Genomic DNA, 21,556 nt, shown 5'->3' with positions numbered 1-21,556 from the left:
GACATGCGCGCCCCGGCGCCCCGTACAACCGCCGCCCATGAAAAAAACCCGCCGGCATGCACCGGCGGGTTTTCTCGTTCGACTGCGGACGCAGCGCTTATCGCGCCGGATTCAGCGTCAGGTTCATGTGACGGTTCACATCTTTGTACAGCAGGTAGCGGAAGCGGCCAGGGCCACCCGAATAGCATGCCTGCGGGCAGAACGCGCGCAGCCACATGAAATCGCCCGCTTCGACCTCGACCCAGTCCTGGTTCAGGCGATAGACGGCCTTGCCTTCCAGCACGTACAGGCCGTGCTCCATCACGTGCGTTTCCGCGAACGGAATCACGCCGCCCGGCTCGAACGTCACGATGTTCACGTGCATGTCGTGACGCATGTCGCTCATGTCGACGAAGCGCGTCGTCACCCATGCGCCGTTGGTGCCCGGCATCGGGATCGGCTCGACGTCCTGCTCGTTGGTCACGAACGCTTCCGGCAGCGGAATGCCGTCGACGACCTGGTAATGCTTGCGCACCCAGTGGAAGCGCACGGCAGCATCGCTGACGTTGTGCAGCGTCCAGTCCGCGCCCGGCGGAATGAACGCGTAGCCGCCCGGCTTCAGCGTGTGCTTCGTACCTTGCAGCGTCAGCTCGGCTTCGCCTTCGACGACGAACAGCACGGCTTCGGCGTTCTTGTCCTGTTCGGGCTTGTCGCTGCCGCCGCCCGGATTCACTTCGACGATGTACTGCGAGAAGGTTTCGGCGAAACCCGACAGCGGGCGAGCGATCACCCACAGGCGCGTGTTCGTCCAGAACGGCAGCCAGCTCGTGACGATGTCGCGCATCACACCCTTCGGGATCACCGCGTACGCCTCGGTGAACATCGCGCGATCGGTCAGCAGATCCGTCTGCGGCGGGTGGCCGCCATGCGGCGCGTAATACGTTGTCTTAGACATATTGCATCCAGGCAATGGGTTGGTCCGGCCCCTGGTGCAAACGGCATCGGGCGGTTCGCACGCGCGTGGGGCACGCATGCGGCGGCGGGACATCGTTGCCGGGGTGGCTTGAAAGCGCATGCGCCTTCGTTCGGTCGGCCAGGCTTCGCGTCGGGTCCGTCCGGTTCATCGGACGCGGCGGCCCAGGTTGTTGGGTCCGGTGGCCGGGCCGCGGCGCTCGCGATCATGCGGCGAGGCGCGGCCGGCGGCACGGTCGACTCCGTACGCGGGCATCGTTGACGATAGCGAAGTCGATCGAGATCGACCAATTAAATGTTGCGATGACATCCATTCGATTTCCCACTACCCGCCGACGCCCGCGATGCGCGGCGAAGGGGCGTTCCGAGGCGCGCTGGCTATCAGGGAAATCCTGACGGCTGCACAGCGGCCACGACCCATCCGGTCGCGCGAATCGAGCGGGAAGCGACATGCTCGTCAGGCCGGAACAGACGGATGAACGATTCGTGATGACGCACGCGGATTCTGCCCGGGCGCGTTCATACGCGGCAGGTCAGGTCGTCGAGCAATGGGGAAACGCTGCGGGAGGGTGATGGCCGGCCCGTCGATCGGGCGGATGGCAGCGGCTGATGAAGCCGGAAGGGGTCGCCGGTGAGGTCGGCGATGACGGCCCGGCAGGCTGCCGGGCCGAATCTCGCGTCGGGTGCCGACGCCGTCGGCGCGCCGGTGCGCAGGTCGCGCACCGTGCCGCGCCCGCGGCGATCAGTCCCAGTCGCGGTGATGACGATGCTTGCGGTGACGATAGCCGCGGTCGCCATGATCGCGCTCGTACGAGCTGCGCGACATGTTGCCGCCGAGTGCCGCGCCAGCGCCGCCGCCGACGGCCGCGCCCAGCAGGCCGCCCGTGCGGCCGCCCATCGCGTTACCTGCCGCGGTACCCGCGCCGCCGCCGAGGGCGCCGCCGATGATCGCACCGGTGCGCTCGCGACGATTCGACGTCACCGCGCCGCCGGCGCCGCCGCCGATCGCGCCGCCGATCACCGAGCCGGTGCTACCACCGACTGCACCACCGACTGCTGCACCGGCTACCCCGCCGAGTGCGCCGCCAAGTGCGTTGTTCAGGTCACCGGCCAGTGCCGGCAACGACGTCGCGCCGGTCAGCACGGCGACGACGAGAGTGGGGGCGATTTTCTTCCACATTCCCGTATTCTTCCTTGTTCACAATCTGGTTATTGAAGGTCCGCTCGGTACGACGATCTGAATCGATCGACATCCGGTCAGGCATTCGCCGAACCGCGGACCAATTCATTTCAATGAGCTTGCGGCGAAGAATAGCACCGGTCCCGCCCCCTTGCCGTGGACATTCTGGTAACAAGTTGTTTACGAATAAAGGATGTCGGACGGGCCCGCTGAATTCGCCTGAAACCCGCGCCGGCATTGACTCCGGCAACGGTCCGGACCCGTGCGGCGACAGTCCCGCCATGCGCGGCGTCGCGCGTTTGAGACACACGTGGCAACACATCGGGCACGCGTCGTGAGCGCGCGCCCCGGGCGACGATCAGGGAGAGATGACGGGGTCAGTACACGCCGGGCAGCAACCGCCAGGTCCGCGCGCAATAGGCATCGTATTCGGCGCCGAATTGCGAACGCAGCAACGCCTCCTCCGAGCGGATGCGCGCGACGAGCGGCACCAGCGTCAGCACGACCAGCAGCACGCCGGCACCCGAGCGGAACGCCAGCGCCCAGCCGACCGAATTGACGAGCAGGCCGAGGTAGCTCGGATTGCGGATGCGGCGGTAGATGCCGTCGGTCACGAGCGTATGGCCCGGCTGGATCGCGACGAGCCCGCTGAAGCGCTTGCCGAGCACGAACACGGGCCAGATCCGCAGCGCACCGCCCGCGATGTACAGCACGACGCCGATCCAGCGCACCGTATCGCCGCCGAAGGTCCAGACCTCCAGCCGGTCGGTCAGCGCCGGCAGGTACGCGAGCAGGAACCCGCTCACCGCGAATGCGGCGAGCACCCAGCGGTTGTCGCGATTCTCGCGCTCGCCGCTGCTCAGGTTGCCTTCGGTGAACAGCGCGGCGACGGCCATCACGAGCGTCGCGATCACGACGACGGTCAGTTGGGAATGCGAGAAGAACGCGGTGAACCCGCCGCTGCCGAGCACGGCGAGCCCGAGATAGACGAGCGTGGAGACGCCCGACAGGACGGCGACCTTGCGGGTGACGGTCATGACGGCCTCGCGGGGATGCGCTTTCCCGTGAAGTATAGGAAGTGCGCGCACGAAGTGCCGTGCGCGGCCGTCATGCGGCGCGCGAACCCGCGCGAATCCTCCGGCGCAAGGCGGCGAACCGCGCCGGTGCGGCCGAGGCTCGCGCGCGATGCCGGATCAGCGGATGCGGAAGTTGCCGCCGATCCCGACGCTGACGGGCGGCGCGTAATACGCAGGCGCATAGCCGTAGTAGGCCGGCGCGGGCGCATAGCCGTAAGGCGGCGCGATGTAGCAGCCGGACAGGCCGCCGATCAGGGCAAGCGTGATGAGAAGTCTGGTCATGGCTCGATTCCCGGCGCGAAAGACGAATGGCACCTCGCGGAAGCCGCACCGCCACAACTGGCGGCGGTCGGCACGAAGAGGCAATCCGCCCTTCCTGTCGCTCGATGATGCAATGCGCGGAGTCTAGCGCCGGGCCCGGCCGGCCGAGTTTCGCCAGCGGTTACACGTGTTACCTCGCGTGACCGCTGAAACAACCGGAGGTGGCGCGGCGTCCGGCCGGCGGGCCATTGCCGTGCCGAGTGCAATCGACCCGTTACACGAAACGCGCACGAATGCGCTGCGCAAGCGTTTCGAGCGTCGCCGCGTCGGCGATCTCGCGCGCGTGCATCCGCAACTCGGCGCCTTCCCAGCGCGGGATCACGTGGAAATGCACGTGTGGGACCGTCTGGCCGGCCGCCGCGCCGTTGAACTGGCCGATGAACACACCGTCCGGCTCGAGCGCCGCGCGCACCGCCGTCGCGACGCGCTGCGTCATGCGGATGCCGGCCGCGGCCGCGTCGCCGGACAGTTCGAAGATCTGCGCGGCCGGCTCCTTCGGGATCACGAGCACGTGACCGTCGGCCTGCGGCATCAGATCCATGATCGCGAGCGTCGCGTCGTCTTCCGCGACCTTCACGCAAGGCAGTTCGCCGCGCAGGATCCTGGCGAACGGGTTGTTGTTGTCATAGGACATGGCGTTTTCCGATATCGGTTGGACAGTTGGACCGGGAGTGCAATGCCGGACGATTATCGACCGATGGCGGGCCGGATTTCAACTTGTCAGGCGCTGGCATCGTCGCGGCGAACAATCGACGACGATTCGCGCGCAACGTGTGCCGCCGAATGGAATATCCGGCCGTCGCCATCCGTTTATTTCGAGTGCGGTTTCGCTCGGCAAGCGCGCGCAACCGCACCGGACACCCGTCGGCTGCGCAGGCCGGCAGCCCGGATGACTGCTCGCGATCATCAACCGGAGACATGCCATGGACCCTCTCCCTTCCTGTCGTTCGCCCGCCCCGACCGACTTCGCCGCCCATCCGCCACGCGTCGCGCATGCCTGTCGCGCGATGGCCCGCACGCTACGCCGCGCGGCTTGCGGCGCCGGGCTCGTCGCGTTGTCGTCGGCGTTCGCGTGGGCCGGCGGCAGCGACGTCATCCTGCCGATTTCGTCGGTCACCGCGTCGACCGTGCCCGCCAACGGCGACCTCAATCCGTACGGCATCGCATTCGTGCCGCGCGGCGTGCCGTCGTGGAGCACGCTGAAACCGGGCGACGTCGTCGTGTCCAACTTCAACGCGGCGTCGAACGCGCAAGGCACCGGCACGACGATCGTGAAGCTGTCGCCCGGCCATACGCCGGCGACGTTCTTCCAGGGCACCAATCTCGGCCTGACGACCGCGCTCGCGGTGCTGCGCAGCGGCTTCGTGCTGGTCGGCAACGTCCCGGCGCCGGACGGCAAGACCGTGGTCCCCCCGGGCTCGCTGCTCGTCATCAATCCGCAAGGCGGCCTCGTCACGCAACTGGTCAGCTCCACGCTGCTCGACGGGCCATGGGACATGACCGTGATCGATCGCGGCCAGCGCGTCACCGCATTCGTGTCGAACGTGCTGAACGGGACGGTCGCGCGGATCGAGCTGGCGATCGGCAGCGACGGCGTCACGATGCTGCCGGGCTCGCGCATCATCGCGTCGGGCTACGTGAACCGGACCGATCCCAGTGCGCTCGTCGTCGGCCCGACCGGTCTCGCGTACGACCCGAACAGCGACGTCCTGTATGTCGCCTCCACCGGCGACAACGCGGTGTTCGCGATCCAGAACGCCGCGTCGACGAACCGTAACGGCGGCGTCGGACGGATGATCTACTTCGACGCGGCCCACCTGCACGGGCCGCTCGCGCTGGCGCTCGCACCGAACGGCCATCTCGTGACCGCCAACGGCGACGCGGTCAACCCCGACCCGCTGCAGCCGAGCGAGATCGTCGAATTCACGGTGGATGGCCGCTTCGTCGCGCAAATGCAGGTCGATACCGCGCCGGGGTCGGCATTCGGCCTGGCGTTCGGGCAAGGCAGCAAAGGCCAGCCGCAGTTCGCGGCCGTCGACGACAACACGAATACCGCGACGGTCTGGACCCTGCGACCGGACAGCAACATGCAATGACACGTCGCCCGAACGGGCCACACGCGGCCCGTTCGCCCCTCCGCGACCGACACAACCGGGTCGCACACGCCGGGCAACATGCGCACGATTGGCACGGCCCGGCATCGCCCGCTCCCGCGATTGCCACCGCTTGCCCGAACCTGCGACACTGCCGGTTCCTGGCCTGCCGCAGACAACCGAGGACGCTCGCGCATGACGATCCCCCTCAAGAAGCTGATTCTGCGCGGCGTCGCGCTCGCGCTCGTTGCCGCGGTCGGCTACACCGGCTACATGCTGTCCCGGCTCGCGCCGATCGCGACCGGCTATGCGGCGAAGGCGCTGTGCTCCGGCGTATTCGTGTCGGGCCGGCCGGCCGCGTCGGTGATCGACGTCGACATCATGGCCGGCGTCCATCCGCTGTTGAAGCTGGTGCGCCCGTCGCTCGATCGCGACCATCATCGCGCGACGGCGACCTTCGCCGGTTTCGCCGAACGCGCAGCCGACTTCCGGCCGGGGCTCGGCTGCACGCTCGCGCCCGGCGCCTCGCCCGGCGCGGCGTCGACCACCTTGCCGGCCGCGTTGCCGCCGCTCGCCGATCCGCCGTCCGACCCGCCCTCGCCGGCCACGCCGCCCGCCGGCATCGATGCGCACAAGCTGCAAGCCGCGCTCGACCGCGCGTTCGACGAGCCCGATCCGGCACGGCCGCGGCGCACGCGCGCGGTCGTCGTGATGTGGCGCGGCCAGGTGATCGCCGAACGCTATGCGCCCGGCTTCACGGCCGACACGCCGCTGCCCGGTTGGTCGATGACGAAGACCGTCACGGCCGCGCTGATCGGCACACTGGTCGCGCAGCACAAGCTGTCGCCCGATGCGTCGGCGCTGCTGCCCGAATGGCGCGGCAGCGGCGATCCGCGCACGGCCATCACGCTCGACGAGCTGCTGCGGATGACGAGCGGCCAGCAATTCAACGAGGATTACGACGACCCGCTGTCCGACGTCGCCGTGATGCTGTTCACGCAGCCCGACATGGCACGGTTCGCTTCGGCGAAACCGCTCGCCGCGACGCCCGGCACGCAGTGGTACTACTCGAGCGGCACGAGTGCGATCGTCGCGCGCGTGATGCGCGAAGCGCTGGGCGGCAGCGAGGACGACTACCTTGCGTATCCGCGCCGCGCGCTGTTCGCGCCGCTCGGGATGCGCAGCGCGGTGTTCGAGCCCGATGCATCCGGCACGCTCGTCGCCCCGTCATACATGTATGCGAGTGCGCGCGACTGGGCGCGCTTCGGGCAGCTTCTGCTGCAGGACGGCGCGTGGAACGGGCAGCGGCTGCTGCCGGAAGGCTGGGTGCGCTACCTGACGCGCGCGACGCCGCAGTCGGAGCGGCAGGAGTTCGGCGCGCAGCTGTGGGTCAAGGTGCCGGAGCCGTTCAACGATCGCGATCCACACGCGGTCGCGATGCCGGCCGATGCGTTTCATGCGGTCGGCCATGAAGGCCAGTTCGTGAGCGTGGTGCCGAGCCGTCAGCTGGTGGTCGTGCGGCTCGGGCTGTCGCGGCCGGAATCGGCGTGGAATCACGAGGCGTTTCTCGCGCGCGTGCTCGATGCGGTGCCGGCGCCTGGCGCGTGATGGCGGGTACGTGGATCGATGAATCAGGCGTGAAGCGGCGGCGATCGCAACACTGCCGCTTCACGCGCGACCTGCCTGGCCTTACGGATTCGCGCTGCCTGCGTATTGCTTGAAGCCTTTGCGCGTCGCGAGACGTTCGATGTAGCGCGACACCGCCGGCAGATCCGGATGCTCGAACGGCGTGCCGAACCAGCGGTTCACCGACAGGCCGATCGGAATGTCCGCGAGCGTGAACGTGTTGCCGGCCACGTACGCGCCCGTCTTTTCGAGCTGCGCGTTCAGCACGTGCATGTGTTTCGTCCAGCCTGCGATCGACTGCGCGATGCCGGCCGGATCCTGATGATCGGGCGATTTGCGCACGAGGCCGAGAAACGCGCCGACCCACGAGCGGTTCAGGTCCGCGCCCTGCCAGTCGATCCACTGGTCGACCCGTGCGCGCGCCTGCGGCTCGGCCGGATACAGCGCATCGCCGCCGTAGCGGTTCGCGAGGTAGCGGATGATCGTGTTCGATTCCCAGAGCACGAAGTCGTCGTCCTTGATGACGGGCACGAGCGCGTTCGGATTCAGCGCGAGATAGGCCGGATCGTTGGTCGTGCGGAAGCCGGCGCCCCAGTCTTCCTGTTCGAACGGCAGGTTCAACTCGGTGCACAGCCACAGCACCTTGCGGACGTTGATGGACGGAATCTTGCCGAGGATGTGCAGCATGCAGTCTCCTTGTGAGGTCGGATGCGGAGCGTTCGGGGCGCACGATGCGCCACGAACGCGTTCACGCCGAATTTATACACGACGCCGCGGCAAACGACAGGCCGCGTGCGCAAAATCGCCATGCGGCCGATTCGTCAGGTCACGCAGCGCGTGCTCGACCGTCGGGAAGCGGAACATGAAGCCGTCCTGATGCAGCCGCGCCGGCATCACGCGCTGCCCGTCCAGCAGCAGCTCGGCCATCTCGCCCATCGCGACACGCAGAGGCGCGGCCGGCACGTGCAGCCACGCTGGGCGGCGCAGCACCTTCGTCACGACTTGCACGAACTCGCGCTGGGTCACCGGCACCGGTGCGACCGCGTTGTAGACGCCGTGCATGCCTGCGTTCGACATCGCGCGTGCGACGATCCGCAGCACGTCGTCCCGGTGAATCCAGCTCATCACCTGCGCGCCGTTGCCGAATCGTCCGCCCATCCCGACGTAATGCGGCAGCAGCATCGGGCGCAACGCGCCGCCAGGGCCGAACACGATGCCCAGCCGCAGCACGACCGTGCGCACGCCGTAACGCTCGAGCGGATGCGTGGACTGCTCCCACTGCCCGCACAGGTCGGACATGAAGCCGGCGCCGGCGCTGCTGCCCTCGTCGAGCCGCTCGTCGGCCGGACGCACGCCGTAGTAGCCGATCGCCGAAGCCTGGATCCACGTGCGCGGCTTGACCTCCGCGGTATCGACCCAGCGCATCAGCGCCTGCGTGACGCCGACGCGGCTCGCGAGCAGCACCGCCTGCCGGCGCTTGCTCCAGCGCGCGCCCAGCACCGGCGCGCCCGCGAGATTGATGACCGTATCGAAACGCTCGTGCGGCTGCAGCTGTTCGACGGACGTCACGCTGCGCACGCGGCCGTGAAACAGGTAGGCCGCGCGCAGCGGATCGCGCGCCAGCAACGTGACCGTATGACCCGCGTCGAGCAACTGGTTCACGAGGGTTTCGCCGATGAAGCCGGTCCCGCCGGTCACGAGCACGTTGCCAACCGGCTGCCCGACGAACGGATTGGCGGCAGGCGCGCGGTGCGCGATGCGGCACGCGGCGATCCCGTCGCGGATGCCCGACACCGTCACGCCGACGGCAAACAGGCTGAGCAGCCAGCCGCGCCAGCCGAGATCGATCGGTTGCAACGCGGTCGGTTCGTGCGCCCACACGGCCAGCTGCATCGCGATCATCCCGAACAGCGCGCCGCCGTTGACGGCCAGCAGCGTGTGCAGCACGCGCTCGGTCGCCGGCAGCTTGCGGCTTTGGTCCTCGACAACGAAATCCCACAATGTCAGTACCACTTCGACGAGTACGACCGCCGCAAGCGCCGCAACCCATGCGCCGTGAAACGCGACGTTCGCGATCGATGCAAACACGAGGCCGTACAGCACGGAACGCACCGCATGAATCGCCAGTTCGAGCCGCGCGCGCGGGCTGTGCGGCAGGTCCTGCGTGAGTTCATGGTGATAAAGCGTGTCGAATGCGCCCATCGCGCCCTGCACGATCAGCAGGTTGAGCGCCCAGTCGAAAGCAGGCAACGTGTTCATACGGAATCCCTCCTCCACAGCCAGACAAGCGGCGGCACCATCGCGACGAGTGCGGCAACGTCGATCGCCACGTGGCCCCACACCTGCGCCTGCCACGACAACAGCATGTCCTGTGGCGCCCAGATCAACAGGCCGGCCAGCAGCCAGCCCCACACTTCCCGTTTCCGCAACCGGTTGCCGAGGTGGACGAGCGCCAGCATCCAGACCGACGCGCACTGCACCGTCGCGCCGATCAGCGACATCCACCAGATCTGCTGGGCACGCGCGGCGTCGGACGACATTCCCGCCCGGAAATGCAGCTCGATGCCGCGGTGATACGCATCGAGCCACGGCGCGCCGGCCACCCACGGCACGGCAATGCCGACGAGCAGATGTGCGAGCGCCGCGCCGTACATCCAGACCACGACGATGCGTCGCACGTCGTCACGTGCGGGACGATCGGTCGTGAGTTCGGCGACACCGTCGCTGCCGCACGCCGCGCCGTCGCACGGTGCTTCGGCGCGATACCCGAGCCAGCGCGAAACGGCATGGCGGTTGCGTGCGAAGCGGCGATACAGCGGCGCGAGCGCGGCGCGCATGGCCGGCACGCGCAGCAGCCAGACGAGCCAGCGGCGCCCGACCAGCGCATGGGCGGCCACGATGCTGTCGACGCCGGCGAGCATGCGCCCGTCGGGCATGCGTGCGTGCAGCTCGCGATTCAGCGCGGGCAGGCCGACGCCCAGCGGCGCCGGGTCGAAACCCGGCTCGGCGATATCGACGAATGCGAGCCGGTGTCGCGCGTCGCGAGCCCCGAGACGCCGGATTTCCGCGACGCATAACGGACAGCGTCCGTCGAAGTAAAGAACCAATTCACTTACGCTCATGCTTTGCACTCCTTCCTGTTTTCGCAAGCATCATGAATCGATCGATTGACCGCTTTCACGCATGTATCGCCACCACGCCTCTTCCGCGCGGCGACGACACGCTTACATCGGCTTGACCACCATCAGGAAGTAGACAGTGAGCATCGCGAAGAACGCCGGATAGCCGAGCAGCTCCCAGCGCTTCGCGTAGCGCCAGTAGCGCTCGGGCAACGCAGCGTCGCCGCTTGCGTGCGCGAGCTTCGCCATCAATGCAAGTTCCAGCTGCAGCCACACGACCGGCAGCCAGCACGCACCGGCGATCGTGTACAGCACGATCGACGCGAGCAGCCACGGTGTATCCCACGACCAGCCGGCCGTATGCGCGAGCCACAAACCGGACGCCGGCTGAAAGATCACGGCCGGTGTCGTGAACCACCAGTCCGCGCGCACCACGAGCCGCGACACGGCCGCGATCGCAGGCACCGACCGCGTGCGGTTCGCGAAGAACAGGTAGAACGCGGTGCCGAACCCCGTGCCGACCAGCAGCACCGAGGACAGGATGTGAAGCGCCTTGATGACGAGATAGGTATTCATGCTTGTTCTTCTTCTGAAAAGAGGATCAACAGGATGGCGAGAATCGGCACGTTCTTCAGCACGGGGCCGAACGGTTCGGCCAGCAGCCCCGGCATCGTGACCGCGATGACGGCCGAATACGCGACGATCAGCGCCGCTTGCGCCGCCCACAGGCGCCGCGACGGCGCGGCGACGGTCGCGATGCCAAACGCGAAGTCCAGCGCGCTGGCCGCGTAGAGCGCGATCAGTGCCGGCAGCCCCGTCAGGTGCGCAGGCGCGAGCAGCGCGAGGCTCGCATGCAGCGGATGAATGAACGCGCTCGCAATCGCCGTCCAGATCCACACGATCGCGAGCGCGCCCCGCAGCAACGGGCGCCGCCACATCGCGAGGGCATCGCGGCGCAGCGCGGCGGCTTGCGCGCCGATGAAGCTGTCGATGCCGCGCGGCGGCCGGCCGAGCACGGCCGCGGTCGCCGCCGGGTCTCCGGTGTTCCCGCCACGCAGCATCGTCCACGTGTCGCGCGTGAACATCGCGCCCGGCAGCATGCCGGACAGCACGGCCACCGCACCGGCCAGCGGGCCCGGCAGCGACACGCGGGCAGCCGGCGGAAACCCCAGCGCGGCACGATAGCCGGCCAGCATCTCGCGGTATTCGACTTCGTCGCGGCCGACCACGTCGATCACGGGGCCGCCGGCCGGCCGCGCATCGCCCGGTTGCACGACGAGCCGCGCGACGACTTCGGCGAGATCGTCCACATGTACGGGGCGCAGCCGCTGACGGCCGCCCGCCGGCAGCACCTGCACGGGCAGGCTCGCGAGCATCCGGAAAAAACGCGCCGACGTGCCGTCCGTACCGTAGACAAGCGCGGGACGCACGATCCGGAAATCGATCGGCAGCGTTTGCAGGAAGCGGTCGGCCGCGTGCTTGCTCGCGAAGTACCGCGTATCGCCGCGCTCGACGCCGAGCGCCGAGATCTGGATCACGCGCCGCACACCGGCGCGGCAGCAGGCGGTGAAGAGCGCGCACGGCGCGGCGCGATGCACGGCGTCGAGCGTCGCGCCGCGTCGATCGGCGAGGAGGCCAACCGCATTGATCACCACGTCGACGCCGTTCAGCCGCGCCAGCCACGCTTGCGGATCGACGTCCTTGGTAAAGTCGATCGCGATGTCGCGCGGGCCATCAGCATGACGCACGCCGCGCAGCACGCGATGGCCGCCGGCTTCGAGCCGCGCGCACAGCGCCCGCCCGATGAAGCCGTTCGCGCCACAGACGAGGACGGTCATGCTGCGCGCGCCGGTGCGATCGTGCTGGCAGGTCGACGGCAGGACTGCGTTCATTTTCATCCTCTATTTACAGTTATTTCTGTACAGACAGAAATATCAACCCCGAAAAAAGCGGGCTGTCCGCCCGCACTTCCGTTACCGCTTACTTCGACGGCTTGCGCCTGACCGTCTGGCTGATCTTCGCGCCGATGCCGAGCGCCTTCATCAGCGTATCGGGCTTGAGCCGCAGCATCTCGTCCGACCAGGTCGTGAGCGTCTCGACGAACTGCAGCGTGTCGCGGATGCGCTGTTCGGTCTCGCGGCTCTCGTTCGCGATCTCCGGATTCGTCAGGCAATCGCGCAGCACCGTGAGCGTCGGCTCGATCTCGCGCTGCCGCCGCCCTTCGACGATCAGCTTGAACAACTCCCAGATGTCGGTCGACGTCTCGAAGTGGTCGCGGCGGTCGCCCAGCACATGCACGACCTTCGCAAGCCGCCACGCCTGCAGTTCCTTCAGGCTCGTGCTTACGTTGGAGCGCGCGACGTTCAGCGTCTCGGCGATCTCGTCGGCCGCGACCGGCCGGCCGGCCAGGTAGAGCAGCGCGTGAATCTGCGAGACGGTGCGGTTGACGCCCCACCGCGAGCCCATTTCGCCCCAGTGGAGAATGAATCGTTCGGCGATCGGTGTGAGTTCCATGCTGTGAAATTTAGGCATTTCAGTTATTTCTGTCAAGAGAGAAATAACTCGGCGATCGGCCAGGTTCCGGCCGCGCCCGCCCGCGATCGGCCGCTTCCATTACAATGCGCGGGATTTTTCCGATTTCAGGCCGTTTCTGCCTTTCTGACTAGAGGGTTTCCATGATCATCAAACCGCGCGTGCGTGGCTTCATCTGCGTGACGACTCATCCGGTCGGCTGCGAAGCCAACGTCAAGGAACAGATCGACTACGTGACTTCGCACGGCCCGATCGCCAACGGCCCGAAAAAGGTGCTCGTGATCGGCGCGTCGACCGGCTACGGCCTCGCCGCCCGGATCTCGGCCGCATTCGGCTCGGGCGCGGACACGCTCGGCGTGTTCTTCGAGCGCGCTGGCAGCGAAACGAAGCCCGGCACGGCCGGCTGGTACAACAGCGCCGCGTTCGAGAAATTCGCCGCTGAAAAGGGGCTCTATGCGCGCAGCATCAACGGCGACGCATTCTCCGACAAGGTCAAGCAGGTCACGATCGACACCATCAAGCAGGATCTCGGCAAGGTCGACCTGGTCGTCTACAGCCTCGCGGCACCGCGCCGCACGCATCCGAAGACGGGCGAAACCATCAGCTCGACGCTCAAGCCGATCGGCAAGGCCGTCACGTTCCGTGGCCTCGACACCGACAAGGAAGTGATCCGCGACGTCGCGCTCGAACCGGCGACGCAGGAAGAGATCGACGGCACCGTGGCCGTGATGGGCGGCGAGGACTGGCAGATGTGGATCGACGCGCTGGCTGAAGCCGGCGTGCTGGCCGACGGCGCGAAGACCACCGCGTTCACGTATCTCGGCGAGCAGATCACGCACGACATCTACTGGAACGGCTCGATCGGCGAAGCGAAGAAGGATCTCGACAAGAAGGTGCTGTCGATCCGCGACAAGCTGGCCGCGCACGGCGGCGATGCACGCGTGTCGGTGCTGAAGGCCGTCGTCACGCAGGCCAGCTCGGCGATCCCGATGATGCCGCTGTACCTGTCGCTGCTGTTCAAGGTGATGAAGGAAACCGGTACGCACGAAGGCTGCATCGAGCAGGTGTACGGGCTCCTGAAGGACAGCCTGTACGGCGCGACGCCGCACATCGACGAAGAAGGCCGCCTGCGCGCCGACTACAAGGAACTCGATCCTCAGGTGCAGGCGAAGGTCGTCGCGATGTGGGACCACGTGACGAACGAGAACCTGTACGAGATGACCGACTTCGCCGGCTACAAGACCGACTTCCTGCGGTTGTTCGGCTTCGAGATCGCCGGCGTCGACTACGACGCGGACGTGAACCCGGACGTGAAGATCCCGGGCATCATCGACACGACGGTCTGACGACACGCCCCGCCGCCGCCGCGCCCACCGGGCGGCCGGCGGGTTCGCGTTGCCGCCGGCATCAACGCGGCGCCGGTTCTTCCAGATAGACGCCCGACGACAGCGTGGCCTTCACCTGCCGCGTGAACTCGTCGGTCGACACTTCCTCCTCCCCCGCCTCGATTGCCTCGTAGGCCTGGCGCACGACGTCGGCCGGCGTGGCCTTCGGCACGTCGAGACCGGCCGTCAGGTCGGTATCGATGAACCCTGCATGCAGCCCGACGACTTGCGTATGCTGCTCGCGCAGCGAATGGCGCAGCCCGTTGGTCAGCGCCCATGCAGCCGATTTCGACACGCCGTAGCCCGACAGGATCGGTCGGTTCACCCAGCTCGCGACGGACAGGATGTTCAGGATCGCGCCGCCGCCATGGCCGGCGAGGATGCCCGCAAACGCCCGCGACATCGCCAGCATCCCGAACACGTTCGTTTCGAAGTGGTCGCGCAACGCGTCGGGCGCACCGTCGTCCGTCAGGCTGCCGAACCGCGCGATGCCGGCGTTGTTGATCAGCAGCGTGACGTCGCGCGCCGCGTCGGCGGCCGCCGCGACGGCCGCCGGATCGGTCACGTCGAGCTTGACGGGTACGACGCCGGGCAGCGTCACGCTGGCCGGATCGCGCGCCGCCGCATAGACCTTGCGCGCCCCTCGGGCAAGCGCCTGCTTCGCAAATTCGAGCCCGAGCCCGCGGTTTGCGCCCGTCACGAAAACGACTGCTCCTTCGATCTTCATGATCGTTCCTTTCGCATGATGAATCGCCTGCGCGCCGGCTCGCCGCGCGCATGAGATCCGGTGGAAAACGAGGTTGCCATTGCGTACCGAACCGGTGCGCCGCCGGTGGCAGACGGCGAGCCGTCCGCTGCCCGTGGTCCCGCAGCGCCAAAGACACCGACCGATTGCCATCCGTGTCCGGGCCGTGGCTTTGCATCGCCTGCCAAGTCGGCTACACTCGATGTCAATGTCGATCACCATTGTCTTTGCGGTGCATTCTGTTCGCGCCACATCGACATGTCAATGGTGATTGCCATTGTGTTTTTCAATCGATGCGATCGGCCAGACGCGGTCGGCCAGACGCGATCGGCAAAATCAGGGAGGAATCGATGGGCGTTTCAAGACAGCAGGCTGCCGAGAACCGGAGCGCGATCGTCGCGGCCGCCGAGCGGCTGTTCCGCGTGCGCGGCGTCGATGCCGTCGGGCTGACGGAGCTGATGAAGGAAGCCGGCTTCACGCAAGGCGGCTTCTACAACCACTTCAAGTCGAAAGACGCACTCGTCACCGAAGTGATGGAAAAGGCGATGCACGACCGCGCCGATTCGCCGAACGCCGGCAGTCTCGACGCACAGGTCGCGTCGTATCTGTCCGCCGCGCATCGCGACAACGTCGAAGCCGGGTGCCCGCTGTCCGGCTTCGCCGGCGATGCGCCGCGGCTGACCGACGCGGCGCGCGCATGCTACGCGCACGGCCTCGCCGCCTATCTCGACCGGCTGGAACCGATGGTGGCAACCGAAGGCGCGACACCGGAGCAGACGCGTCGCGACGCGCTCGCGGTCTTCAGCCAGATGGTCGGCGCGCTCGTGCTGTCGCGCGCGATCGCGGGCACCGATCCCGCGCTGGCCGACGAGATCCTCGACGCGGGACGGCAGACGCTGGCCGGCTGACGCGCCGCCCCGGGCACGCCTGCGTAACGCCGCACTGCCCCTCCCGCGCTACTCGACCGCCCGTGCGGCATCCCACAGCGGCTGCCCGCCGAGCGCCGCATGCCACGTGTCGAAACGCGTGCGCCACGCTTCGAATGGCTGCGCGAGCGGATGGCGCGGATCGTCGCTGAGCGAATACGCCATCCCTTCGATCAGCCAGCGCGGCTTGGTCGCGACGGCCAGGTTGCCGAGCACTTCGGCCTGGCGATGATGGATCAGCTCGTGCGCGATGAAGTAGGTCGTCCAGCCGCGCGGCGCCACGGCCACCCCGAAATTGCCGAGCGTCAGCGCCGCGCGCGCGCCGAGGCCGAACGCGTCGGCGCACGCACGCGTCGAGCAGAACACGACGCGCGGCGCCTCGTGAAACGGGCCGACGGCCGCCGCCGCACGCGCATAGCCGTCGCGATAGAGCTGCTGTGCGTCGCCGAGCTTCGCGGCATCGTCCGTGCAGATGTCGGCGCTCGGGCACGACACGCCGGGGATCAGCGCGGGCGCGACGATGCGCAGCGGCTTGACGAGCGCGTACGCGGCAATCGGCAGCGCGACGAGCAGGCCCGTGAGGGCAAAAGCGACGTGGGAGCGTTTCATCGAGGCGGCGGTTCCGTGGCGTTTCGTTGAAGTCTTCTGGCGTGAATATATCGGACCGGCGACGCTTCCGGCCCGGATTTCAATTCTGCTGAGATCCCGGTCGCCGAGGTTCACGATCGCATCTCAATAAAGACTTTTTTCGACCTAATAGCGCCTGAATAATATATTGGACGCATGAATCGAAGCGCCGCATCCTTGCCCCCTATCGGCTCGCTCCACCGCTCACGCGGCTGCCACACGGACACGGCAAGGACTGCACATGAACAGCAACGACCGGCTCGCCGGCATCGGCTACGGACTGCTCGCGGCGCTCATCTGGGGCGGCTTCCCGGTCGTCACGCGCCTCGGCGTCACGCACGCTGCCTTTGATGCTTACGACATCGCGTTCATCCGCTTCGCCGTATCGGGCACGCTATTGCAGCCCGTCCTGCTGCGTCGTGGTCTCGGCACGCTCCGCCCGGCAGCGGTCGCACTGATGGTGATCGGCGCCGGTGCGCCGTACATCCTGACCGTCGCGGCGGCACTGAGCCGCGCGCCGGTCGGCTATTTCGCGCTGACGCCGGGCAGCATGATCGCGTTCACGGCCATCCTCGGCCGGCACGTCGCGCACGAACGGCTGAACGCCGTGCAGGTCGCCGGCATCGTCGCAATCCTCGCCGGCATCGCGCTGACCGCGTCCGAGGCACTGCACGGTGCGATCGGGCTGCCGGCCCTCTTGCTGTTCGTGCTCGGCGGCCTGCTGTGGGCCATCTATAACGTCACGACAAAACGCGCCGCCGCCGGCGCACTGCACGCGACGGCCGTCGTGGCGGTCGGCTCCGCGGTGCTCTACTGCCCGTTTTATCTGGCGATGCGCGACGGCGCCGTGCTGCATGCGCCGGTCGCGGCCATCGCCACACAGGCGATTTACCAGGGTGTGCTGATGTCGGTGCTGGCGCTCTACTGCTTCAGCCAGGCCGTCGTCGCGCTCGGCCCGGCGATCGGCGCGACCTTCGCCGCGCTGATGCCGCTTCTCGCCACGCTCGAAGCGATGCTGCTGCTTGGCGAACGCCCCCATGCAGCGGCGCTCGCGGGCATCGCGATCGTCACGGTCGGGATGGGCTTGAGTCTCGTGAGCCGGTGGCGCTCGGGAAAACGCACGCTTATCCGCCGGCCGAACCCCGCCGCGCACGGCTGACGCGGGCCCCACGCGTCACGCGGCATGCCCCGTGCGCGTAGCGCCGGCACCCGCTCCCTTGCGGCTCAAGCGCACGCCCAGCCACAGCAATGCGACGCTGCACACGAACAGGAGCATCTCGACCAGCACGGTCTCGACATGCCAGTAGCGCGTCAGCAGCACCGCAGCAAGGTCGAACATGAAATGGCACGCGATCGCACACGCAAGCCAGCGTTTCGTGCCACGAACGAAAGCCTGCAGCACGATCAACGACAGCCCGACATGCGCAGCCATCGCGCTCACGCGCTCGAACAGTGCGAGAAACGGCGTCACGAGCGTCATGCCCGCGAACTGCGACCCGATCAACGACTGCATGCCGACGGGCACGACGATACCCGCATGCGCCAGCAGGTAGCCCGTGCCGAGCGCGACGAACCCGACGCCGACCAACAACATCGCTTCCAGCCCGCCGTGCCCGAGCCCGAGCATGACGGCCGTCCGTGCATCGCGCCGCTTCGGCAGCAGATACCGGAACGCGACCCAGCGCCCGCATTCCTCGAAGAGCCCGGCCGTCAACGCCGCGAACACGAGCATCGGCAGGTGCCAGCGCGGATCGGTCCCGAGCCAGTGGAACAGCGGCGCCTGCCACGACAGGCGCAGCACCGGCTGGAACACGAAGAACGTCAGCATGCCGTAGCAGAACACGCGCCACGGCGCCCGCGTGCGGCGGTGCCACGCGGCCGCGAGCCACACCGGCGCGATCAGCGCCACGACACCGGCCGCGAGCGTGAAGAACAAGAGCGCCGGGGCGACCGGATGCATGACGGCTGCCGCTACGCGAGCTGCTTGTGGAAGTACGTCGTCGCGCACGGCGCGCCGTCGGGCATCAGCGCAAAGTTCGGCACGACGCCGACGCGTTGCCAGCCGGCCCGCTCGTACAGCCGCTCGGCGTCGCCGCCCGTCACGGTGTCGAGCACAAGCACGGTCTTGCCGGCGTCGCGCGCGGCCGCGTCGGCCGCCGTCATCAGCCGCGCGGCGATGCCCTGCCGGCGCGCGTGCCGCGACACGAGCATCTTCGCGATGTCCGCGCGATGCGGCTGGTTCTCCGGCTGCGCGGTCACGACCTGCACGGTGCCGAGGATCCGGCCGGCCGCATCCTCGGCGACGAGCAGGATGCGCTCGTCGTTCGCAACGCCCTCGGCCACGCGCGTCCAGAACGCGACAGCGGTCGAACGCTCGATCGGCAACATGAAGCTGACGGACGCGCCGCCTTCCACGCAATCGATCAGCACGTCGGCCAGCGCGTCGACACAGGCCATCGCTTCGCGCGCATCGACGCGGCGGACGGTAACGGATTCGGTCATGCCATCTCCAGTAGTCAGGCGGGCCGCATGCACGGGTTCGGCATGGGCCGGAATAGAAAGCGCCAGCCGATCGTCGAAGCATGCACAACGGCAGCAGGCGTCCGGCAACGTCGCGCCCGGTCGGCGCGCGTTACTGCCCCTTCATCCTACGCGACGAAAATTTCCGCTGCATCGGCGCAGGCATCGCCTACACTTAGCCAAATGGATAACTTTCAACCCGGCATCAGCGACGTCTTCCACGCCCTCGCCGATCCGACGCGCTGCGCGATCGTCAGCGCGCTCGGTCAGGGCGAGCGAACCGTTTCCGCGCTGGCCGCGCCGTTCGACATGGCGCTGCCGTCGTTCATGAAGCACGTCGCCGTGCTCGAGCGCAGCGGCCTCGTGCAGACCCGTAAAACCGGCCGCTCGCGCACCTGCGCGCTGGTCGGCAGCCGGCTGACCGAGGCCGAGGCCTGGCTCGCCGCACAGCGCGCGCTGTGGGAGGCACGATCCGACCGTCTCGTCGAATTCGTCGAACGCCACCATCAGGAGGAGCACGATGTCAGCAAGCCACGTCGAACCCGTTGAGGCCCACGACCTCGTCATCACGCGCACGCTGCGCGCGCCGCGCCACGCACTGTGGCGCGCGTGGACCGACCCCGAATTGCTGAAGGAATGGTGGTGCCCGAAGCCGTGGACCACCGAGGTGCGCGCATTCGACCTGCGGCCGGGCGGCGCTTTCCACACGTTCATGCGCGGCCCCGACGGCGGCACGAGCGACAATCCCGGCTGCTTTCTCGACATCGTGCCGGAATCGCGCATCGTGTTCACGTCGATGCTCACCGGCGGCTGGCGGCCACAGGCGCCGTGGATGGGCTTCACGGCGATCATCACGATGGCCGACGACGATGCGGGCAGCCGCTACGAGGCGCGCGTGATGCACCCCGATGCCGCGACGCGCGAGCGCCACGAGGCGCTCGGATTTTTCGAGGGCTGGAACACCTGCATCACGCAGCTCGACGCCTTCGCCGCCGATCTGCGCTGAACGGCTGTACGCGCCCGCGCGGGCGGCCATTGCATGCCGCCGCGCCCGCGCCTAGGATTCCTGAAGGAAGCATGACGACGCGCCGGCCACCGGCGTGCACCGTCGCGCATATTCCGCGGGAGGCCACATGTTGCACACGCACACACATTCGACCCGGGTCAGCCGGCACCTGAACGCCCCGCGCGGGCGCGTCTACCGCGCACTGCTCGATCCGCACGCGGTCGAGCAGTGGAAGGTGCCCGACGGCATGACGTGCCGCGTGCATGCGTACGATGCGCGCGAAGGCGGCGCGCTGCGCGTGTCGCTGAGCTACGACGTGCCGTCGGCCGGCACCGGCAAGTCCGGCGCGCGCACCGACACGTATCACGGCCGCTTCGTCACGCTCGTGCCGGACGAGCAGATCGTCGAGATCGACGTGTTCGAAACCGACGATCCGATGCTGCGCGGCGCAATGACGATCACGATCACGCTGTCCGACGAAGCCGGTGGCACGCGCGTGGACGCCGTGCACGACGGCGTACCGCCCGGTGTGCCGGCGGCCGACAACGAGACGGGCTGGCAGATGGCGCTGGCGCGGCTCGCGGCGCTGGTGGAAGCCGGGTGACACACCAATCGCGCCGGTAGCGAAACAGCGATGCGGCAGCGTAAAACGCCGCCGCGTGCGACACTCGTCCGCACCCGATCCATCCGGACCCGCACGAGGAGACTCTCGCGATGAGCGCCGCACGCCCCGCCACCTGGTATTTCGATTTCGTTTCGCCGTTCGCCTATCTGCAGCAGGAACAGTTCGACCGGTTGCCGCCGGCCGCCGCGTTCGAGCCGCGGCCGATCGTGCTCGGCGCGCTGCTCACGCACTGGGGGCAGAAGGCGCCAGCCGAGATCGCGGCCAAACGCGTCTTCACCTATCGCCACGCACAATATCGCGCGAACAAGCTCGGCATCGCATTCCGGATGCCGCCCGCGCACCCGTTCAACCCGATCAAGCCGCTGCGGCTCGCGATCGCGATGGGCAGTTCGCGCGACGCGATCCAGCGGATCTTCCGGCATATCTGGCGCGACGGCCAGGACGTGTCGACGCCGGAAGGCTTCGCCGCGCTGTGCGAGGCCGTCGGTTTTCCGGACGGCGTGACGGCCGTTGAAGCACAGCCCGTGAAGGACGCCCTGCGCGCGAACACCGATCAGGCGATCGCCGACGGCGTATTCGGCGTGCCGACCTTCGCACTCGACGGCGACCTGTTCTGGGGCGAGGACGCGACCGACATGTTCGTCGACTGCGCGACGTCGCGCACGTGGCTCGATTCGCCCGAGGTGCGCCGCATCAGCGCGCTGCCGGAAGGGATCCGGCGCGGCTGACGGCAGCCATCCGGAGCCGCCTTCTTCTCCTGTCTCGAACGTCGCGCCCATCGATGGGTGCCGCACGACCTCGCACATCAATACGGCGCACAACGC

Annotated in this window: 24 protein-coding genes; 9 read left to right on the top strand and 15 right to left on the bottom strand. The window is 68.0% G+C overall.

Translation table 11 applies throughout. From position 1 onward, the window contains the following. Positions 1–97 precede the first annotated feature (97 nt). The 5 genes from KEC55_RS28040 to KEC55_RS28020 all read right to left on the bottom strand — a co-directional run bounded on the left by KEC55_RS28040 (position 98) and on the right by KEC55_RS28020 (position 4,162). On the bottom strand, positions 98–934 hold the full coding sequence (locus tag KEC55_RS28040; protein ID WP_176047634.1) for a bifunctional allantoicase/(S)-ureidoglycine aminohydrolase: 837 nt from the start codon (positions 932–934) through the stop codon (positions 98–100). A 759-nt stretch (positions 935–1,693) separates the two neighbouring features. After that, positions 1,694–2,131 (bottom strand): hypothetical protein, encoded by a 438-nt coding sequence (locus KEC55_RS28035; protein WP_176047635.1) that lies wholly within the window; start codon positions 2,129–2,131, stop codon positions 1,694–1,696. 377 nt (positions 2,132–2,508) lie between these two features. After that, on the bottom strand, positions 2,509–3,168 hold the full coding sequence (locus KEC55_RS28030) for a methyltransferase family protein (protein ID WP_282508348.1): 660 nt from the start codon (positions 3,166–3,168) through the stop codon (positions 2,509–2,511). Between the two features lie 156 nt (positions 3,169–3,324). Next, on the bottom strand, positions 3,325–3,489 hold the full coding sequence (locus KEC55_RS28025; RefSeq protein ID WP_174917998.1) for a hypothetical protein: 165 nt from the start codon (positions 3,487–3,489) through the stop codon (positions 3,325–3,327). A gap of 253 nt (positions 3,490–3,742) precedes the next feature. Further along, entirely contained in the window at positions 3,743–4,162 is a 420-nt protein-coding gene (locus KEC55_RS28020) for an HIT family protein (RefSeq protein WP_282508347.1), read from the bottom strand. 289 nt (positions 4,163–4,451) lie between these two features. Between KEC55_RS28020 and KEC55_RS28015 the strand changes: the two genes are divergently transcribed. Together KEC55_RS28015 and KEC55_RS28010 are read left to right on the top strand one after the other, a co-directional pair. Continuing rightward, entirely contained in the window at positions 4,452–5,624 is a 1,173-nt protein-coding gene (locus KEC55_RS28015) for a hypothetical protein (RefSeq protein ID WP_282508345.1), read from the top strand. A 192-nt stretch (positions 5,625–5,816) separates the two neighbouring features. Continuing rightward, on the top strand, positions 5,817–7,229 hold the full coding sequence (locus tag KEC55_RS28010) for a serine hydrolase domain-containing protein (RefSeq protein ID WP_282508344.1): 1,413 nt from the start codon (positions 5,817–5,819) through the stop codon (positions 7,227–7,229). 81 nt (positions 7,230–7,310) lie between these two features. Here the strand turns inward: KEC55_RS28010 and KEC55_RS28005 are convergent, their stop codons facing one another. The 6 genes from KEC55_RS28005 to KEC55_RS27980 form a co-directional block, all read right to left on the bottom strand. Next, positions 7,311–7,934, bottom strand: coding sequence for a glutathione S-transferase family protein (locus KEC55_RS28005; RefSeq protein ID WP_282508342.1), 624 nt, complete (start codon positions 7,932–7,934; stop codon positions 7,311–7,313). Positions 7,935–8,006: 72 nt separating this feature from the next. Continuing rightward, positions 8,007–9,506 (bottom strand): TIGR01777 family oxidoreductase, encoded by a 1,500-nt coding sequence (locus KEC55_RS28000; RefSeq protein WP_282508341.1) that lies wholly within the window; start codon positions 9,504–9,506, stop codon positions 8,007–8,009. After that, positions 9,503–10,369 carry a thiol-disulfide oxidoreductase DCC family protein gene (locus KEC55_RS27995; RefSeq protein ID WP_282508339.1) on the bottom strand — a complete coding sequence of 289 codons (867 nt, stop codon included), beginning with the start codon at positions 10,367–10,369 and terminating at the stop codon, positions 9,503–9,505. The genes KEC55_RS28000 and KEC55_RS27995 overlap by 4 nt, the downstream gene beginning before the upstream one ends. Positions 10,370–10,471: 102 nt before the next feature. After that, positions 10,472–10,942, bottom strand: a complete 471-nt coding sequence (locus KEC55_RS27990; RefSeq protein WP_282508338.1) for a DUF2269 family protein — start codon at positions 10,940–10,942, stop codon at positions 10,472–10,474. Continuing rightward, a complete protein-coding gene (locus KEC55_RS27985; RefSeq protein WP_282508337.1) occupies positions 10,939–12,258 on the bottom strand; it encodes an SDR family oxidoreductase in 1,320 nt (439 codons plus the stop codon). Before KEC55_RS27985 ends, KEC55_RS27990 begins: the two co-directional genes overlap by 4 nt. A gap of 88 nt (positions 12,259–12,346) precedes the next feature. Then, the gene (locus KEC55_RS27980; RefSeq protein WP_006480371.1) at positions 12,347–12,880 is read right to left on the bottom strand and encodes a GbsR/MarR family transcriptional regulator; all 534 of its coding nucleotides are present in this window, start codon (positions 12,878–12,880) and stop codon (positions 12,347–12,349) included. Between the two features lie 161 nt (positions 12,881–13,041). On the opposite strand from KEC55_RS27980, the gene fabV reads away from it, so the two are divergent. Further along, on the top strand, positions 13,042–14,244 hold the full coding sequence (fabV, locus tag KEC55_RS27975) for an enoyl-ACP reductase FabV (RefSeq protein WP_176047646.1): 1,203 nt from the start codon (positions 13,042–13,044) through the stop codon (positions 14,242–14,244). A gap of 61 nt (positions 14,245–14,305) precedes the next feature. On the opposite strand, the gene KEC55_RS27970 is transcribed toward fabV, so the two are convergent. Further along, a complete protein-coding gene (locus KEC55_RS27970; protein ID WP_282508336.1) occupies positions 14,306–15,010 on the bottom strand; it encodes an SDR family oxidoreductase in 705 nt (234 codons plus the stop codon). Between the two features lie 368 nt (positions 15,011–15,378). On the opposite strand from KEC55_RS27970, the gene KEC55_RS27965 reads away from it, so the two are divergent. Next, the gene (locus KEC55_RS27965; protein WP_282508335.1) at positions 15,379–15,936 is read left to right on the top strand and encodes a TetR/AcrR family transcriptional regulator; all 558 of its coding nucleotides are present in this window, start codon (positions 15,379–15,381) and stop codon (positions 15,934–15,936) included. Between the two features lie 48 nt (positions 15,937–15,984). Here the strand turns inward: KEC55_RS27965 and KEC55_RS27960 are convergent, their stop codons facing one another. Next, positions 15,985–16,563, bottom strand: a complete 579-nt coding sequence (locus KEC55_RS27960; protein ID WP_282508334.1) for a hypothetical protein — start codon at positions 16,561–16,563, stop codon at positions 15,985–15,987. 259 nt (positions 16,564–16,822) lie between these two features. Here KEC55_RS27960 and KEC55_RS27955 point away from each other — a divergent pair, with 259 nt between their 5' ends. After that, positions 16,823–17,740: a DMT family transporter gene (locus KEC55_RS27955; protein ID WP_282508333.1), complete on the top strand. Its 918-nt coding sequence runs from the start codon at positions 16,823–16,825 to the stop codon at positions 17,738–17,740. 15 nt (positions 17,741–17,755) lie between these two features. On the opposite strand, the gene KEC55_RS27950 is transcribed toward KEC55_RS27955, so the two are convergent. Together KEC55_RS27950 and KEC55_RS27945 are read right to left on the bottom strand one after the other, a co-directional pair. Continuing rightward, entirely contained in the window at positions 17,756–18,541 is a 786-nt protein-coding gene (locus tag KEC55_RS27950) for a YhfC family intramembrane metalloprotease (protein WP_282508332.1), read from the bottom strand. Positions 18,542–18,552: 11 nt separating this feature from the next. Continuing rightward, complete coding sequence (locus tag KEC55_RS27945) at positions 18,553–19,083, bottom strand: GNAT family N-acetyltransferase (RefSeq protein WP_282508331.1); 531 nt, start codon at positions 19,081–19,083, stop codon at positions 18,553–18,555. A 201-nt stretch (positions 19,084–19,284) separates the two neighbouring features. Between KEC55_RS27945 and KEC55_RS27940 the strand changes: the two genes are divergently transcribed. From KEC55_RS27940 to KEC55_RS27925, 4 genes are all read left to right on the top strand, one after another. Continuing rightward, on the top strand, positions 19,285–19,650 hold the full coding sequence (locus KEC55_RS27940) for an ArsR/SmtB family transcription factor (RefSeq protein ID WP_282511445.1): 366 nt from the start codon (positions 19,285–19,287) through the stop codon (positions 19,648–19,650). Next, the gene (locus KEC55_RS27935; RefSeq protein ID WP_282508330.1) at positions 19,622–20,107 is read left to right on the top strand and encodes an SRPBCC family protein; all 486 of its coding nucleotides are present in this window, start codon (positions 19,622–19,624) and stop codon (positions 20,105–20,107) included. The genes KEC55_RS27940 and KEC55_RS27935 overlap by 29 nt, the downstream gene beginning before the upstream one ends. Before the next feature lie 127 nt (positions 20,108–20,234). Beyond that, entirely contained in the window at positions 20,235–20,711 is a 477-nt protein-coding gene (locus KEC55_RS27930; RefSeq protein WP_282508328.1) for an SRPBCC family protein, read from the top strand. Positions 20,712–20,821: 110 nt separating this feature from the next. After that, positions 20,822–21,460: a 2-hydroxychromene-2-carboxylate isomerase gene (locus KEC55_RS27925; protein WP_282508327.1), complete on the top strand. Its 639-nt coding sequence runs from the start codon at positions 20,822–20,824 to the stop codon at positions 21,458–21,460. Positions 21,461–21,556 lie beyond the last annotated feature (96 nt).

This window comes from Burkholderia cepacia, assembly GCF_029962485.1.
GTDB lineage: Bacteria > Pseudomonadota > Gammaproteobacteria > Burkholderiales > Burkholderiaceae > Burkholderia.
The sequence above is the reverse complement of the archived record's forward strand: the minus strand, read 5'-3'. Positions and strand labels throughout refer to the sequence as shown.

What these genes read in the sequence shown, in the direction of transcription:
- KEC55_RS27940 (WP_282511445.1), top strand. Translation starts at nt 19,285, where the DNA reads ATGGATAACTTTCAACCCGGCATCAGCGACGTCTTCCACGCCCTCGCC.
- KEC55_RS27960 (WP_282508334.1), bottom strand. Translation starts at nt 16,563, where the DNA reads ATGAAACGCTCCCACGTCGCTTTTGCCCTCACGGGCCTGCTCGTCGCG.
- KEC55_RS28010 (WP_282508344.1), top strand. Translation starts at nt 5,817, where the DNA reads ATGACGATCCCCCTCAAGAAGCTGATTCTGCGCGGCGTCGCGCTCGCG.
- KEC55_RS28040 (WP_176047634.1), bottom strand. Translation starts at nt 934, where the DNA reads ATGTCTAAGACAACGTATTACGCGCCGCATGGCGGCCACCCGCCGCAG.
- KEC55_RS28015 (WP_282508345.1), top strand. Translation starts at nt 4,452, where the DNA reads ATGGACCCTCTCCCTTCCTGTCGTTCGCCCGCCCCGACCGACTTCGCC.
- KEC55_RS27995 (WP_282508339.1), bottom strand. Translation starts at nt 10,369, where the DNA reads ATGAGCGTAAGTGAATTGGTTCTTTACTTCGACGGACGCTGTCCGTTA.
- KEC55_RS27925 (WP_282508327.1), top strand. Translation starts at nt 20,822, where the DNA reads ATGAGCGCCGCACGCCCCGCCACCTGGTATTTCGATTTCGTTTCGCCG.
- KEC55_RS27990 (WP_282508338.1), bottom strand. Translation starts at nt 10,942, where the DNA reads ATGAATACCTATCTCGTCATCAAGGCGCTTCACATCCTGTCCTCGGTG.
- KEC55_RS28020 (WP_282508347.1), bottom strand. Translation starts at nt 4,162, where the DNA reads ATGTCCTATGACAACAACAACCCGTTCGCCAGGATCCTGCGCGGCGAA.
- KEC55_RS28035 (WP_176047635.1), bottom strand. Translation starts at nt 2,131, where the DNA reads ATGTGGAAGAAAATCGCCCCCACTCTCGTCGTCGCCGTGCTGACCGGC.
- KEC55_RS27965 (WP_282508335.1), top strand. Translation starts at nt 15,379, where the DNA reads ATGGGCGTTTCAAGACAGCAGGCTGCCGAGAACCGGAGCGCGATCGTC.
- KEC55_RS28025 (WP_174917998.1), bottom strand. Translation starts at nt 3,489, where the DNA reads ATGACCAGACTTCTCATCACGCTTGCCCTGATCGGCGGCCTGTCCGGC.
- KEC55_RS28005 (WP_282508342.1), bottom strand. Translation starts at nt 7,934, where the DNA reads ATGCTGCACATCCTCGGCAAGATTCCGTCCATCAACGTCCGCAAGGTG.
- KEC55_RS27980 (WP_006480371.1), bottom strand. Translation starts at nt 12,880, where the DNA reads ATGGAACTCACACCGATCGCCGAACGATTCATTCTCCACTGGGGCGAA.
- KEC55_RS27985 (WP_282508337.1), bottom strand. Translation starts at nt 12,258, where the DNA reads ATGAACGCAGTCCTGCCGTCGACCTGCCAGCACGATCGCACCGGCGCG.
- KEC55_RS27945 (WP_282508331.1), bottom strand. Translation starts at nt 19,083, where the DNA reads ATGACCGAATCCGTTACCGTCCGCCGCGTCGATGCGCGCGAAGCGATG.
- KEC55_RS28030 (WP_282508348.1), bottom strand. Translation starts at nt 3,168, where the DNA reads ATGACCGTCACCCGCAAGGTCGCCGTCCTGTCGGGCGTCTCCACGCTC.
- KEC55_RS27930 (WP_282508328.1), top strand. Translation starts at nt 20,235, where the DNA reads ATGTTGCACACGCACACACATTCGACCCGGGTCAGCCGGCACCTGAAC.
- KEC55_RS27955 (WP_282508333.1), top strand. Translation starts at nt 16,823, where the DNA reads ATGAACAGCAACGACCGGCTCGCCGGCATCGGCTACGGACTGCTCGCG.
- KEC55_RS27935 (WP_282508330.1), top strand. Translation starts at nt 19,622, where the DNA reads ATGTCAGCAAGCCACGTCGAACCCGTTGAGGCCCACGACCTCGTCATC.
- KEC55_RS28000 (WP_282508341.1), bottom strand. Translation starts at nt 9,506, where the DNA reads ATGAACACGTTGCCTGCTTTCGACTGGGCGCTCAACCTGCTGATCGTG.
- fabV (WP_176047646.1), top strand. Translation starts at nt 13,042, where the DNA reads ATGATCATCAAACCGCGCGTGCGTGGCTTCATCTGCGTGACGACTCAT.
- KEC55_RS27970 (WP_282508336.1), bottom strand. Translation starts at nt 15,010, where the DNA reads ATGAAGATCGAAGGAGCAGTCGTTTTCGTGACGGGCGCAAACCGCGGG.
- KEC55_RS27950 (WP_282508332.1), bottom strand. Translation starts at nt 18,541, where the DNA reads ATGCATCCGGTCGCCCCGGCGCTCTTGTTCTTCACGCTCGCGGCCGGT.